The sequence below is a fragment of the Mesorhizobium sp. M7A.F.Ca.CA.004.04.2.1 genome (genome assembly GCF_004022825.1).
Taxonomy (GTDB): Bacteria; Pseudomonadota; Alphaproteobacteria; order Rhizobiales; family Rhizobiaceae; genus Mesorhizobium.
In genome coordinates, this window is sequence record NZ_RZPH01000065.1 from 1 (window position 1) to 11815 (window position 11815).

General features: G+C 61.8%; 13 protein-coding genes and 1 pseudogene. 6 read left to right on the top strand and 8 right to left on the bottom strand.

Annotated features, from left to right (window positions below; genetic code table 11):
- Window positions 1-293 (top strand): annotated as a pseudogene (locus EN893_RS05145) (glycoside hydrolase family 127 protein); the annotation flags it as partial.
- Here EN893_RS05145 and EN893_RS05150 read toward each other — a convergent pair.
- Window positions 280-1014, bottom strand: a complete 735-nt coding sequence (locus tag EN893_RS05150) for a gamma-glutamylcyclotransferase (RefSeq protein WP_127271035.1) — start codon at window positions 1012-1014, stop codon at window positions 280-282. The pseudogene EN893_RS05145 and the gene EN893_RS05150 overlap by 14 nt on opposite strands.
- Window positions 1015-1172: 158 nt before the next feature.
- Between EN893_RS05150 and EN893_RS05155 the strand changes: the two genes are divergently transcribed.
- Window positions 1173-1865: a DUF2270 domain-containing protein gene (locus EN893_RS05155; protein ID WP_127271036.1), complete on the top strand. Its 693-nt coding sequence runs from the start codon at window positions 1173-1175 to the stop codon at window positions 1863-1865.
- Window positions 1866-1962: 97 nt separating this feature from the next.
- Here the strand turns inward: EN893_RS05155 and EN893_RS05160 are convergent, their stop codons facing one another.
- Complete coding sequence (locus EN893_RS05160; protein ID WP_127271038.1) at window positions 1963-2106, bottom strand: hypothetical protein; 144 nt, start codon at window positions 2104-2106, stop codon at window positions 1963-1965.
- 438 nt (window positions 2107-2544) lie between these two features.
- Between EN893_RS05160 and EN893_RS05170 the strand changes: the two genes are divergently transcribed.
- The 3 genes from EN893_RS05170 (at window position 2545) to EN893_RS05180 (ending at window position 4808) form a co-directional block, all read left to right on the top strand.
- Window positions 2545-2988 (top strand): SRPBCC family protein, encoded by a 444-nt coding sequence (locus tag EN893_RS05170; protein WP_127272572.1) that lies wholly within the window; start codon window positions 2545-2547, stop codon window positions 2986-2988.
- Window positions 2989-3142: 154 nt separating this feature from the next.
- Entirely contained in the window at window positions 3143-4291 is a 1149-nt protein-coding gene (locus EN893_RS05175) for an amidohydrolase (RefSeq protein ID WP_127272573.1), read from the top strand.
- Between the two features lie 43 nt (window positions 4292-4334).
- The gene (locus EN893_RS05180) at window positions 4335-4808 is read left to right on the top strand and encodes a VOC family protein (RefSeq protein ID WP_174800353.1); all 474 of its coding nucleotides are present in this window, start codon (window positions 4335-4337) and stop codon (window positions 4806-4808) included.
- A 20-nt stretch (window positions 4809-4828) separates the two neighbouring features.
- Here the strand turns inward: EN893_RS05180 and EN893_RS05185 are convergent, their stop codons facing one another.
- The 3 genes from EN893_RS05185 to EN893_RS05195 form a co-directional block, all read right to left on the bottom strand.
- A complete protein-coding gene (locus tag EN893_RS05185) occupies window positions 4829-5830 on the bottom strand; it encodes an NADP-dependent oxidoreductase (RefSeq protein ID WP_127268727.1) in 1002 nt (333 codons plus the stop codon).
- A 59-nt stretch (window positions 5831-5889) separates the two neighbouring features.
- Complete coding sequence (locus tag EN893_RS05190; RefSeq protein WP_127268726.1) at window positions 5890-6756, bottom strand: alpha/beta hydrolase; 867 nt, start codon at window positions 6754-6756, stop codon at window positions 5890-5892.
- An 85-nt stretch (window positions 6757-6841) separates the two neighbouring features.
- Complete coding sequence (locus tag EN893_RS05195; RefSeq protein WP_127268725.1) at window positions 6842-7657, bottom strand: oxidoreductase; 816 nt, start codon at window positions 7655-7657, stop codon at window positions 6842-6844.
- A gap of 103 nt (window positions 7658-7760) precedes the next feature.
- On the opposite strand from EN893_RS05195, the gene EN893_RS05200 reads away from it, so the two are divergent.
- Window positions 7761-8324, top strand: coding sequence for a TetR/AcrR family transcriptional regulator (locus EN893_RS05200; protein ID WP_127268724.1), 564 nt, complete (start codon window positions 7761-7763; stop codon window positions 8322-8324).
- Between the two features lie 52 nt (window positions 8325-8376).
- Here the strand turns inward: EN893_RS05200 and EN893_RS05205 are convergent, their stop codons facing one another.
- The 3 genes from EN893_RS05205 to EN893_RS05215 all read right to left on the bottom strand — a co-directional run.
- The gene (locus EN893_RS05205) at window positions 8377-10008 is read right to left on the bottom strand and encodes an ABC transporter ATP-binding protein (RefSeq protein WP_127268723.1); all 1632 of its coding nucleotides are present in this window, start codon (window positions 10006-10008) and stop codon (window positions 8377-8379) included.
- Complete coding sequence (locus tag EN893_RS05210; protein WP_127268722.1) at window positions 9998-10882, bottom strand: ABC transporter permease; 885 nt, start codon at window positions 10880-10882, stop codon at window positions 9998-10000. Before EN893_RS05210 ends, EN893_RS05205 begins: the two co-directional genes overlap by 11 nt.
- A partial coding sequence (locus tag EN893_RS05215) for an ABC transporter permease (RefSeq protein WP_164900723.1) occupies window positions 10879-11815 on the bottom strand: 937 nt, incomplete at its 5' end. The genes EN893_RS05215 and EN893_RS05210, both read right to left, overlap by 4 nt.

Consider the following 11815-nt stretch of genomic DNA (forward strand, 5'->3'; position numbering starts at 1 on the left):
TGTCGCGCGGCCCGCTGATCTATTGCGTCGAGGCATCAGACAATGACAGCCAGCCGCATCGCCTGACGCTGCCGCGGACGGCCTCCATCGAAGCGCAGCACCGGCCGGAACTTCTCGGCGGCGTGGTGACGCTGTCGACCGCGGCACTTGCCGATGCCGCCGACGGGTGGCGGGACGGGCTCTACAGGCCCGAGCCGCCGGCCACCGCCGAGACGCGCCTGACCGCCATTCCTTATTTCGCCTGGGACAACCGCGAGCCCGGCGAGATGCTGGTATGGCTCAGGGACGGGTGAGTTGTGATGTTAGCCCGATCTCTTCGGCTACCAGTTCCTGCAGCCGCCACAAATTGCGGTCGCGGATGCCGCAGGCTTCGAGGTGGCGGATCGTCTCGAAAAGATATTGCGCGCCCGAGCCCCAATGACCAACGGCTGTCACCAGCGTCGCCGCGATCGCCTGCTTGTCGAGCTTGCCGGCATAACGCGGATTGGCGGGATCGACGACGAAGCCAAGCGCGCGACATGGGCCGCCTTCGGTCCTGACCTGCAGCCAGCGCGGCACGTTGACGGCGGGCAGGATGGTCATTTCGCGGCGCAGGAGCGCTTCGAGGTTAGCCGCCACCGGTTCCGCGATCTCGAACACCATGCCCTGGCACTGGCCGCCGCGATCGAGCGCCATCATCAGGCCGGGCTGCTCGACCGTGCCGCGAAAACGCTGCACCGTGAAGCAGAACGAACGATGCCAACCGCTGGCCACCGCGCGTTCTCCGCCCCTCACCTCGCCGGCGGGCTTCCACAACAGCGAGCCATAGGCAAATAGTTTCAGCGGCCCGGCCGGAGCGCCGGCCAGCACCTCGTCGCGGATGCGCGCATAGTCGGCATCGGTCATGTGAACCATGCCCGGCGTCGGCCCGGCATCCTCGACAGCACGCATGGTGCGCGCGACCAACGCCTCGGTCAGCGCCATCGGCGTGTTGCGCGGGACCCTCGATGATGCGGTGGAAATGGCCTTGCTCATCTTCGCGCTCCCAGTCCTACCGCCATGTTGCTAAAGGCTGAAGGATTCTCAAGGGCCGTGCAGCCGAGATAGATCACGAGTGGCCGATGCCGCTCTTGCGTGACGCGTCTTGGAACGATGTTGCCGGCAAACTGTTCTGTTCCTTGCCGGAGGATGCCATGAACGATGCGTCGGCACAGCCCGCTGGCCCCGTCCTTTCATCGGCGGAGCGCGTCAACACGCTGTCCCATTTCCACCGCGCCGAGATCGCTCGCATGGCGGGATGGCGCGACCGGCTCGACCTGACGACCAATTGGGCAATCACGGTGGTGGCGGCGCTGCTTTCGGTATCACTCTCGACGGCCAGTGCGCATCACGGCGTGCTGCTGTTCGCCATGCTGCTGATCCTGCTGCTGCTGTGGATCGAGGCGCGCCGCTATCGGTTCTTCGATTTCTATCGGGCGCGCGTACGCCAGTTCGAACGCCACTATTTCGCGCAGATCTTTTCCCCACAGCCCGACTTCGCCTCGGACTGGCTGCTCATCGTCGGCGAAGGCCTGCGCGCGCCGAAATTCCTGCTGTCGCAGCGCGTCGCGCTAGCCCGTCGGCTGCGGCGGAATTACATCTACCTGTTCCTGATCCTCTGGCTGGCCTGGGTGCTCAAGATATCCACACCCAGCCTTCAAACCGTGGGCGTCAGGACCGGCTTTGCCGGCTCGCTTCGCCAAGCCGTGGACAGCGCCGCCCTTGGCCCCGTTCCCGGTGTGGCGATCGTGGTTGTTGTGGCCGCATTCTATGTCGGGTTGCTTGCCATCGTCTTTTTCACGGCCGATGACGACGGCGAACTGTCCTTTGGCGACGTGCATGTTTGACGTTGATGTCCGGCGACACGCCGCTGCAATGCAAACGGCGGTCCGCGCGTTGACATGGTCGGTCCGCCGAAACGTTTGGGAGAACGGAACTGCGCGCCTAGATGCCGAAGAACTGCTTGCCAACCATGTAGCCCAGTGCCGCCACGACCAGCGGAAACAGTGCCGGCGCGGCTTTGCCTAGAAGGGAGACCTGCAGGTCCTTCGCCGGCGTATGACGTGCATTGCCGAGATTCTTGGTCATTGCTTGCCTCGGGTTCGAAAGACTCATTAGCAAATGCTGATTAACAGCATGGCCGCGTTAACGGCCTGATAGGAAATCAACTCTGATCAAATGCAAATTCTAATGATCGGCACATGGACGGCAAAGACGCGCTACCCTATTTCGCGGCGTTCGAAGCGTTGACCGGGACGCGCGGCCTTTCCCGCCAATCGGCAAAACCGCGCCTGAACAACAAGATGGCTCAGGAACCCGATTTAGCAGGTGAACGCCAGCTCCAGAGCCGGTGCAGTTCGCCCGCCGCCTCGCCCGAGCTTCGTGTTGATAGGCGCGGCATCGAACGGCATGCCCGCGGGGGAGGCAGGCCGCATCCCGTCAAAAAATTCGCAAACCAATGTCGGACTTGTTACGCCTCGTTCGTCCTTGGGGTATCGAACAGGCATTTATGAAAGGATCCAGCATATGCCCGGCACCGTGCGTTTGCACCGCGTTCTGACGACCAGCCCGGAAAAGGTCTATCGCGCCTTCGTTGAAGCGGACGCGCTGGCCAAGTGGCTTCCGCCAAACGGCTTCACCTGCACGGTTCATAATTTCGAGGCAAAGGTCGGCGGCACGTTCAAGATGTCGTTCCGCAATTTCACCACGGGCGACAGCCATTCCTTCGGCGGCGAGTACCTCGAACTCGTCCCGGGCGAGCGCCTGCTCTACACCGACAGGTTCGACGATCCCAATCTGCCCGGCGAGATCCGGGTCACCGTGATCTTGAAAAAAGTGTCGGTCGGCACCGAAATCGACATCACCCAGGCCGGCATTCCGGACGTCATTCCGGTCGAGGCCTGCTATCTCGGCTGGCAGGAGTCGCTCAGAAATCTGGCAAAGCTCGTCGAACCCGAAATCAATCAATAGGCTGGGGGGTGGCCGGGAGAACGGGTCGTTTCTGGCCTGCCGAAGCCTGAAACTTGGACTGTGGCGGGAACTGCCCTTTATCGCTAGCAATTCATCATCGACACCCCCTGTGACTGGGCGTGTCAATGAAGGATGCAGCGGAGGCTAAAAAGGCATGACTCTGACCAACCGAGACATCGTCGAGTTAACGGCGTGGCGGCGCCAGCTGCACCAGGCCCCGGAAATCTCGAATGAAGAGGAGAAGACGGCAAGGGAGGTTGTCGCCTTCCTCGCCGATACGGGGCCGCACAAGGTGCTGACACAACTCGGCGGGCACGGCGTCGCGGCCATATATGACAGCGGCAAAGCGGGGCCGACGGTGCTGTTCCGATCGGAACTCGATGCCTTGCCTATCGAAGAACTTTCAGGCGTACCGCATTCGTCGCGCGTGCCGGGCAAGTCGCATATGTGCGGCCATGACGGACACACCGCGATCCTGGCATCCCTCGGCCGTCAGTTGGGGCGCGAAAGGCCTGCAAGCGGCCGCGTCGTGCTGATGTTCCAGCCGGCGGAGGAAACCGGCAATGGCGCGGCAGGTGTCGTCGCCGATCCGCGCTTCGGCGAGATCGCGCCGGATTTCGCTTTCTCATTGCACAACCTGCCCGGCGTGCCATTTGGCGAGGTGCGGCTCAAAGCCGGCGTGGTCAACTGTGCTTCACGCGGCATGCGCATCGTGCTGGAGGGCAAGACCGCCCATTCGTCCATGCCGGAGACCGGCATTTCGCCGATGCTGGCGATCAGTGAGCTGATGCCGGCGCTGCCGGCGCTCGGGCGCGGGACCTTCGCCGACGACGGCTTCTCCATGCTGACGGTCACCCATGCCGCGATGGGCGAAGCCGTGTTCGGCATCTCGCCGGCTCACGCCGAGGTGTGGGCCACGCTGCGCACCCGGCGTGACGAGCGCATGGCAAACCTGTGCGCTGCTGCCGAAGCACTGGTCGCCAGGATCGCGGGCGAGCATCGCCTTTCCGTCCGCTGGGACTATCACGAGATCTTCGTCGCCAGCGTCAACGCGCCGGACGCGGTGGAGCATCTGCGGCGCGCACTTGATGAAGAGGGCGTCGCGCACGGCGAAGAAGCCCTGCCGATGCGCGCCTCTGAAGATTTCGGCCTGTTCGGCCACAGTGCCAAGTCGGCGATGTTCTTCCTCGGTGCAGGCGAGCGGCACCCTGCCTTGCACAATCCCGACTATGACTTTCCCGACGACCTGATCCCGATCGGGTCAAGGATCTTCATGCGCACGGCACGTAATTTGCTGGGCTGACCTCCGCCGACCCCAACACCGAAAGGAACACGCAATGCCAACGATGCCAAAGAACACGATTTGCCTCTGGTTCGACAAGGACGCCGAGGCTGCGGCTCGCTTCTACGCGGAGACCTTTCCCGACACCAGGGTGGGCGCCGTTCACCGTGCGCCGAGCGACTTTCCGTCCGGCAAGAAAGGCGACGTGTTGACGGTCGAATTTACCGTTGCCGGCATTCCCTGCATCGGATTGAACGGCGGCTCCACATTCAAGCAGAGCGAGGCCTTCTCGTTCCAGATCGCCACCGACGATCAGCAGGAAACCGACCGCTACTGGAACGCCATCGTCGGCAATGGCGGCCAGGAGAGCGCGTGCGGCTGGTGCAAGGACAAATGGGGCGTGTCCTGGCAAATCACGCCGCGCACGTTGACCGAGGCCATGGCGGCCGGCGGCGAGGAAGCCAAACGCGCCTTTGATGCAATGATGGAGATGACGAAGATCGACGTCGCGGCGATCGATGCAGCCCGGCGCGGCTGACCTCGATCGCAGCTGAGTTGCTATCGGACCTTGATGACGACCTTGCCCTTGGCGCGTCCTGTTTCGACATAGGCCAGCGCCTCGTTGGTCGCCTCGAAGGGAAAGACCCGATCGACGACCGGGCGGATCGCGCCGGCTTCGATGAGCGATGCGATCTTGCTCAACTGCTCGCCCTGCGCCCACATGAAGAGAAACGAGAACGTCACGCCACGGCGCTTGGCTCTCGCTCGAATACCGCGGCTCAGCAGGCGAAGCACCAGCCTCAGCACCATGTTCAGTCCCTTTTCCCTGGCGAAGTCCGGATCCGGTGGGCCGGAGATGGAGATGAGCTTGCCTCCCGGTTTCAGCACATTCAGTGACTTTTCAAGTGTCTTGGCGTCCTGGCTGTTCAAGACGACGTCGTAGCCCGACAGGACTTTTTCGAAATCGTCTTTCCTGTAGTCGACGACGACATCGGCGCCGAGCCCCTTGACCAGACCGGCACTCGCCGCGCTGGCGGTGGTCGCAACGGTCGCGCCGAGATGCTTTGCCAGTTGGATGGCGAATGTCCCCACGCCGCCGGATCCGGCTTGAATGAAGACCTTCTGTCCCCTCTTCAGGCTGGCCCTTTCGATGAGCGCCTGCCAGGCGGTCAGGCCGACCAGCGGGATCGAGGCCGCCTCCTCCATGCTGAGGTTCCCGGGCTTCAGGGCCACGTCGGCTTCATCCATGGCTATGAACTCGGCGAACGTCCCGATCCGGCCATCGCGCGGCCGCGCATAGACGTCGTCGCCGAGTTTGAACTTGCGGACTTTCGATCCCACGCGGACAACCCTCCCGGCCACGTCGTGACCCAGGATGAACGGCCGGCGATAGGGCAGGATCAGCTTGAACTCTCCGGTTTTGACCTTGGAATCGAGCAGGTTCACCGCCGCGGCGTGGACCTCGACCAGGACATCACTGTCCCCGAGTTTCGGCTCCGGCATTTCGGCCAGCCGCAGCGTGCCGTTCTTGCTGTATTTGTCGACGACGAATGCCTTCATGGCAGTGACTTTCTGAGAGATTGTTGATGTTCGGGACGAAAGCCGCCCGGTGAGGGGTGTCAGGCCTCGAGAAAGGCCAATGCTTTCGGAACGAAATTCGCGTGGTTCTGGAACACCCCGCCATGGCCGGCATCCGCATAGATCACCAATTGCGCCCCCGGAATGCGGCGGGCGAGATCGTGGGTATTGACGCTCGGCACCATCCTGTCGTGATCGCCATTTGCGATCAGCGCAGGGACGCGGATGACGCTCAAATCTTGCGGCGCCTGTAGTCCATAAGCCTTCACCGCCCGGAGTTGCGCGCCGAACGCGCTAAGCGATATCGGCCTGTCGCGGTCGGCCTTGCGCTCTGTCAGCCGCTGCAGGAACGCCTTCGCGGCGCGGCGCCCGTTCACCGTTCTGGTGAAAAACAGATAGTATTTCGGATCCCGAAAAGTCAGCGCACCCTTGATCATGTCCACGATCGTCAGTGGCGTCATCTTGTCGATGCCTTGGCCGCCGGCCGGCCCGGTGCCGGCCAGGATGAGCTTGCGCACAAGCCTGGGCTCGGTCAGCACGATCTCCTGCGCCACGAAGCCGCCGAGCGAGAAACCGAAGAGATCGACTTGATCGAACCCCAGCGCCCGGACAAAGGCGACCGCATCCCGTGCCATCTCGGCGATGCGTGACGGCGTTTTGCCGCCTGAAGCACCAACGCCCCTGTTGTCGAAGGCAATCACCCACCGGGTCGCGGCGAGGCCATCGACGATGCGTGGATCGAAATTGTCCAGTTGAGCGCCGAGATGGTTCAGCAGGATTACCGGCACGCCCGTCCTTGGTCCGAGCTGCCGATAGACGAATGCCGTGCCGCCGACATCGACGGAGTGCGTTGGCGTGTCCTGGAACGATGCCCGTAAGTGGGGCGACCGCTTGAACCCATGTGTCATGCTTGGCACCTCCGCCTTGCGGGGGCTGGCCAATCGTGTTGTCGTTGCCAGTCGCATGTGCGTAAAATCCTCTGCTCGCTGTTGTTCAAACCGGCAGGCGGAACTGTTTGCGCAGGCTCTTGTCGAATATCCCCGCGGGAGCAAAGCGACGCAGCAGGCTGACCTGGCGCGCTGCCCTGCCGGCGGTGTAGCGCCGTTGCGGACGGGCATCGGTCGCTGCTTTGACGACCACCTGCGCCACCACTTCGGGCCGATCGGCGACAGGCATCACATCGCGAAGCAGCGCTTCCAGCGTAGCTCGAGCCTGATCGTATTCCTGCAACGGCGAATCCGGTTGGATCCCGTTCTGGTCGAAGACAGTGCGAACGAATGCCGGCTCGATGACCGAGACGCGGATACTGAAGGCACGAACCTCGTGGTCGAGCGATTCCGAATAGCCCTCGAGCGCGTGCTTGACCGCCGAATAATGCGCTGAATACGGCGCCGGCACCAGTCCCAGCACAGAGCCGATATTGACGATGCGCCCCTCGCCACGCCGCCGCATCGACGGCAGCACCGCATTGGTCATGCGGATGACGCCGAACAGATTGACGTCGAACAAGGCCTGCACCTGTGCAATCGAGAATTCCTCGGCGCCTCCAAGCTGGCCGACGCCGGCATTGTTGACCAAGAGGTCGATCCGGCCGGTCTGCGACAGCACCGTAGAAACGAGTGCGGCAACGGCCTCACCGTCGGTCACGTCGCAAACCAGCATGGTCACCCCGTCCGGGCCGTTGTCGGCCTTGCGCCGGCTGGTTCCGAAGACTGTGAACCCCGCCTTTGCCAGAGCCTCGGCACTGGCGCGGCCAATGCCCGAAGAGGCTCCCGTCACAACAGCGGTTTTTTCGGAATTCGCATTCATTTCGTGCTCCAAAATCATGAGGGCTAGCTTTTTTGCGCCCGTTGAATTACAGTCGTAATATCAGATTACACTCATAATGCAATAGCAGAAAGGAATAGCAGCCATGCGCTACGAAAAGGGCCGGAAGGACGCCTCGCGCGGACGGATCCTGGAGGTCGCGGCAGAACGCTTTCGCGGCGACGGCATCGCCGCGTCCGGACTGGCGACCATCATGAGCGACGCCGGGCTGACGAACGGCGCCTTCTATCCGCACTTTCAATCCAAGGCGCAGCTTGTCCGCGAAAGCGTGGCGGCGGCGATGGAGCTTCAGGCGCAGCAACTGGCAGAAGCATTAGCTTCGGGCGTGGAGATGGCCATCGGCACGTATCTGTCGGCCGAGCACCGGGACAATCCCGGAAAGGGCTGCGCGTCAGCCGCGCTGCTGCCGGAGCTCGCCCGTCAGCCGCCTGAGACGCGTGAAGCCTATACAGACCACCTGCTGGCTTTGGTGCGCCAGTTGGCGCAAGCGCTACCGCAGGCCAAGGATCCGGAGGGCGTGGCGCTGGCTGTCTTCGCAACGCTCCTCGGCACGCTGCAAATGGCCCGCGCCGTGGGCGGAACGGAATTGTCCGATCGCATCCTCTCGGTGGGGAAAGATGCGGCGAAGACGCTGATCGAGCAGCGTTAGCGCTCCAGGAAGCTGACAGTGAGGAACATGCCGGGCGCGGATAGCCGATCCGTCAGATCTTCCGGCTGGCCAGCAGCCTTGTCAGCCAGTCCGGATTCATTTCCGGAACAGAGGACAAAAGCCGTTCGGTATAGGCCGCGTGCGGTGGCGTGAGAACTTCGCTCTTCAATCCCTGCTCGACGACTTTGCCGCGGTGCATGACGACGATTTCGTCGGCTATCGCGCGCACCGTAGCAATGTCATGGGTAATGAAGATGTAGCTCATTCCGAGTTCACGTTGGAGACGTATGAGAAGCTTGAGAATTTCCTCTTGGACGATCTGGTCGAGCGCGGACGTGATCTCGTCGCAGATGATAAGCTCCGGATCGGCAGCCAACGCCCGGGCAATGCAGACGCGCTGTTTTTGGCCACCCGACAGCTCGCCAGGCAGGCGTTCCAGAAAATCTTCGCTCATCTCGACCATGTGCATAAGTTCGCCGATCCGGCGATCCCTCCGCGCGCCCTTAAGGCCGAGGTAGAATTCGAGCGGCCGAGCTATGACTTCTTCGACCGTTTGGCGCGGATTCAGGGCGTTGTCGGGCATCTGATAAATCATCTGTATGCGGCGCAGGACCTCTTTCGGCCGCGTCTTCAGGCCCGTGGAAAGAAGCTGGCCGGCAAAAGAAATCGAGCCTGAAATTGGCGGCAAAAGGCCGGTGACGACTCGAGCGAGCGTCGATTTCCCCGAACCGGATTCGCCGACCACAGCCACGGTTCTTCCGCGCGGAACCTTGATGGAGACATCCTGGAGCACCTTGACCTTTCCTGCATAGGCCGCGGTAACGTTGTCTATCGTCAGCAGATAGTCATCGGCTGGAACTTCGGGCTTGGCGAGCTTGCGTACGGCCCAGAGCGTTTTTGTATATTCCTGGCTGGGTGAGGCCAGCATCTGGCGTGTGTCTGCCTCCTCCACGGTACGTCCGTGGCGCAGAACCATGATACGATCCGCCATTTGCGCCACCACCGCCAGGTCATGCGTCACATAGATTGCAGCGGTGCTGAGTTCCTCCACGATGTTGCGAATGGAAGCTAGAACTTCAACCTGCGTGGTCACGTCGAGCGCCGTTGTTGGCTCGTCGAATATTATGAGGTCCGGACGACAAGCCATTGCCATCGCTGTCATTGCCCGTTGCAACTGCCCGCCGGAGACCTGATGAGGATAACGAAAGCCTATGGTCTCCGGTTCTGGGAGTTGAAGGCGTCGATAAAGATCGACGGCGCTCCGGTTCGCCTCTTCCCGGCCGGCAAGTCCATGCGCCACCGCGGTTTCGACGGTTTGTTCCAAGAGCCGATGTGCCGGATTGAAAGAGGCAGCCGCGCTTTGCGCGACATAGGCAATGCGGGAGCCCCTGAGGCGACGGCGCCCTTTTTCATTGACTGCCAGAAGATCAATCCCGTCGAACAGGACCGAGCCTTGCGTGATCCGGCAGCCCGGCTTGGCATAACCCATTGCGGCAAGGCCAATGGTAGACTTGCCGGCGCCTGACTCTCCGATCAGCCCAAGAACCTGGCCCCGCTTCAGCGTCAGATCGACCCCGTGGACAATGGGATGCCACCGCTCATCCGAGAACCCCTCCACATGCAGATTGCGGATTTGAAGCAGATCCTTTCCTTTTTCGCGTGGGCCTGGGCCGCTACTTTTCATCCCGCAACCCGCTTGTTGCTTGCAGGAACCAGTCCACCACGAAATTCACGGACACGGTAAGGAGAGCAATCGCGCCGGCCGGAAGTAGCGGGGTGACATCGCCGTAGGTGATCAGGGTCGCGTTCTCGCGCACCATTGATCCCCAATCGGCCGTCGGCGGCTGAATACCGACGCCGAGAAACGACAGCGCCGCGACTGTCAGGAAGACGAAGCAGAATCGCAAGCCGAACTCGGCGACCAGTGGCGGCATGACATTGGGAAGGATTTCCTTGGCGATGATCCATTTCGGTCCCTCGCCGCGCAATCGTGCCACCTCGACATATTCCATCACCGCCACGTTAAGCCCGACGGCGCGAGAAAGCCGAAAGACCCGGGTGGAATCCAGAAGCGCAATGATGACAATCAGGCTCGTGATCGACGAGCCGAAGATCGTCAGCAGCACCAGCGCGAAGATCAGACTCGGGATTGACATCAGCACGTCCACTGCACGCGACAAGATCTGGTCGAGCCACCCCCTGTACAATGCGGCAAGAAGGCCGAGCGAGACGCCGACCGCGAAGGACAGTAACGTGGTCGCGACCGCGATAGCGATGGTATTGCGCGCACCGTAGATCAAGCGGGTGAGCATGTCGCGGCCGAGCTGATCGGTTCCCAGTTTGAACTCCTGGCTCCACGGCGCGAAGGCTTCGCTGAAAACCTGCGTCTCGCCATATGGGGCTATCCAGTGCGCGAAGACCGCAACAAAGACGTAGCCGAGGATCACGACGATGCCGAACCATGCGCTGAACGGTGCCTTCTTCAGCGCAGTTTTCGCCCGGGTGGCACGCGAGCGCCTCAGCCTTTGAACCGCCGCGACAGATTCGGATCTGGTCATCGTGGGTGCAAGAGCCTGGGATTGGTGGCGATGGAAATAATGTCGGCTAGCAGGTTGAGAAGGATGTAAGTCGCGGCGAAAATCAGGGCGCAGGCCTGGACAACCGGAACATCCCTGGATTTCACCGCGTCAACCATCAGCTGGCCGATGCCGGGGTAGACGAAAACGACCTCGACCACGACCACTCCGACGATGAGATACGCCAGGTTGAACGCCACCACAGTGACGATCGGAGCCCAGGCATTGGGCAGGGCATGCCTCAGCACGATCACCATCGGGGACATTCCCTTGAGGCGCGCCATATCGATGTAGGGGCTTGCCAGCATGTTGATGATGGCCGCTCGGGTCATGCGCATCATGTGGGCCACGATTACCAGCGTAAGCGTGATTGCCGGCAGGGCGACTTTCCAGAGATGCTCCCAAAATGGCGTCTGATCGTTCACATTCGACAATGTCGGAAATTTGGGAACCGCATTGAGCATCCAGTTCAGCAAGACAGTGAGCCAATGAGGCAGCGTTTGAGCGAAATCGGATCCGATGAACGTGTCGCGCGAGATCACCAGGTAGGCGAGCATATAGGCGACGAAAAATTCCGGGAATGAAATGGTTGTCAGTGTCGCGACATTCACCAGCCGGTCGAACCAGCCGTTGCGGTACAGCGCAGCCAGAATGCCAAGCCCCAAGGCCAGAGGAACAGCTATCAGCGCAGTCACCGCTGCAAGGAACATCGTGTTGTAGAGGCGTGGTGCGATGATCTCGGCCACGGTACGCCGATATCCGGTGCGGCTCGCAAACGAAGAGCCGAAATCGCCATGGAGCATCTGGGCGACCCAAACGAAGTAGCGCTCGACAGGCGGGCGATCGATGCCGATTTCCCGCTGGAACGCGGCGACCGTTTCGGGCGTCGCCGATTGCCCGAGCGTGGCCTTGGCG

Bases quoted from the DNA above. Each gene is read 5' to 3' on its own strand.
- EN893_RS05150 (WP_127271035.1), bottom strand. From the start codon at position 1,014: ATGAGCAAGGCCATTTCCACCGCATCATCGAGGGTCCCGCGCAACACG.
- EN893_RS05155 (WP_127271036.1), top strand. From the start codon at position 1,173: ATGAACGATGCGTCGGCACAGCCCGCTGGCCCCGTCCTTTCATCGGCG.
- EN893_RS05160 (WP_127271038.1), bottom strand. From the start codon at position 2,106: ATGACCAAGAATCTCGGCAATGCACGTCATACGCCGGCGAAGGACCTG.
- EN893_RS05170 (WP_127272572.1), top strand. From the start codon at position 2,545: ATGCCCGGCACCGTGCGTTTGCACCGCGTTCTGACGACCAGCCCGGAA.
- EN893_RS05175 (WP_127272573.1), top strand. From the start codon at position 3,143: ATGACTCTGACCAACCGAGACATCGTCGAGTTAACGGCGTGGCGGCGC.
- EN893_RS05180 (WP_174800353.1), top strand. From the start codon at position 4,335: ATGCCAAAGAACACGATTTGCCTCTGGTTCGACAAGGACGCCGAGGCT.
- EN893_RS05185 (WP_127268727.1), bottom strand. From the start codon at position 5,830: ATGAAGGCATTCGTCGTCGACAAATACAGCAAGAACGGCACGCTGCGG.
- EN893_RS05190 (WP_127268726.1), bottom strand. From the start codon at position 6,756: ATGACACATGGGTTCAAGCGGTCGCCCCACTTACGGGCATCGTTCCAG.
- EN893_RS05195 (WP_127268725.1), bottom strand. From the start codon at position 7,657: ATGAATGCGAATTCCGAAAAAACCGCTGTTGTGACGGGAGCCTCTTCG.
- EN893_RS05200 (WP_127268724.1), top strand. From the start codon at position 7,761: ATGCGCTACGAAAAGGGCCGGAAGGACGCCTCGCGCGGACGGATCCTG.
- EN893_RS05205 (WP_127268723.1), bottom strand. From the start codon at position 10,008: ATGAAAAGTAGCGGCCCAGGCCCACGCGAAAAAGGAAAGGATCTGCTT.
- EN893_RS05210 (WP_127268722.1), bottom strand. From the start codon at position 10,882: ATGACCAGATCCGAATCTGTCGCGGCGGTTCAAAGGCTGAGGCGCTCG.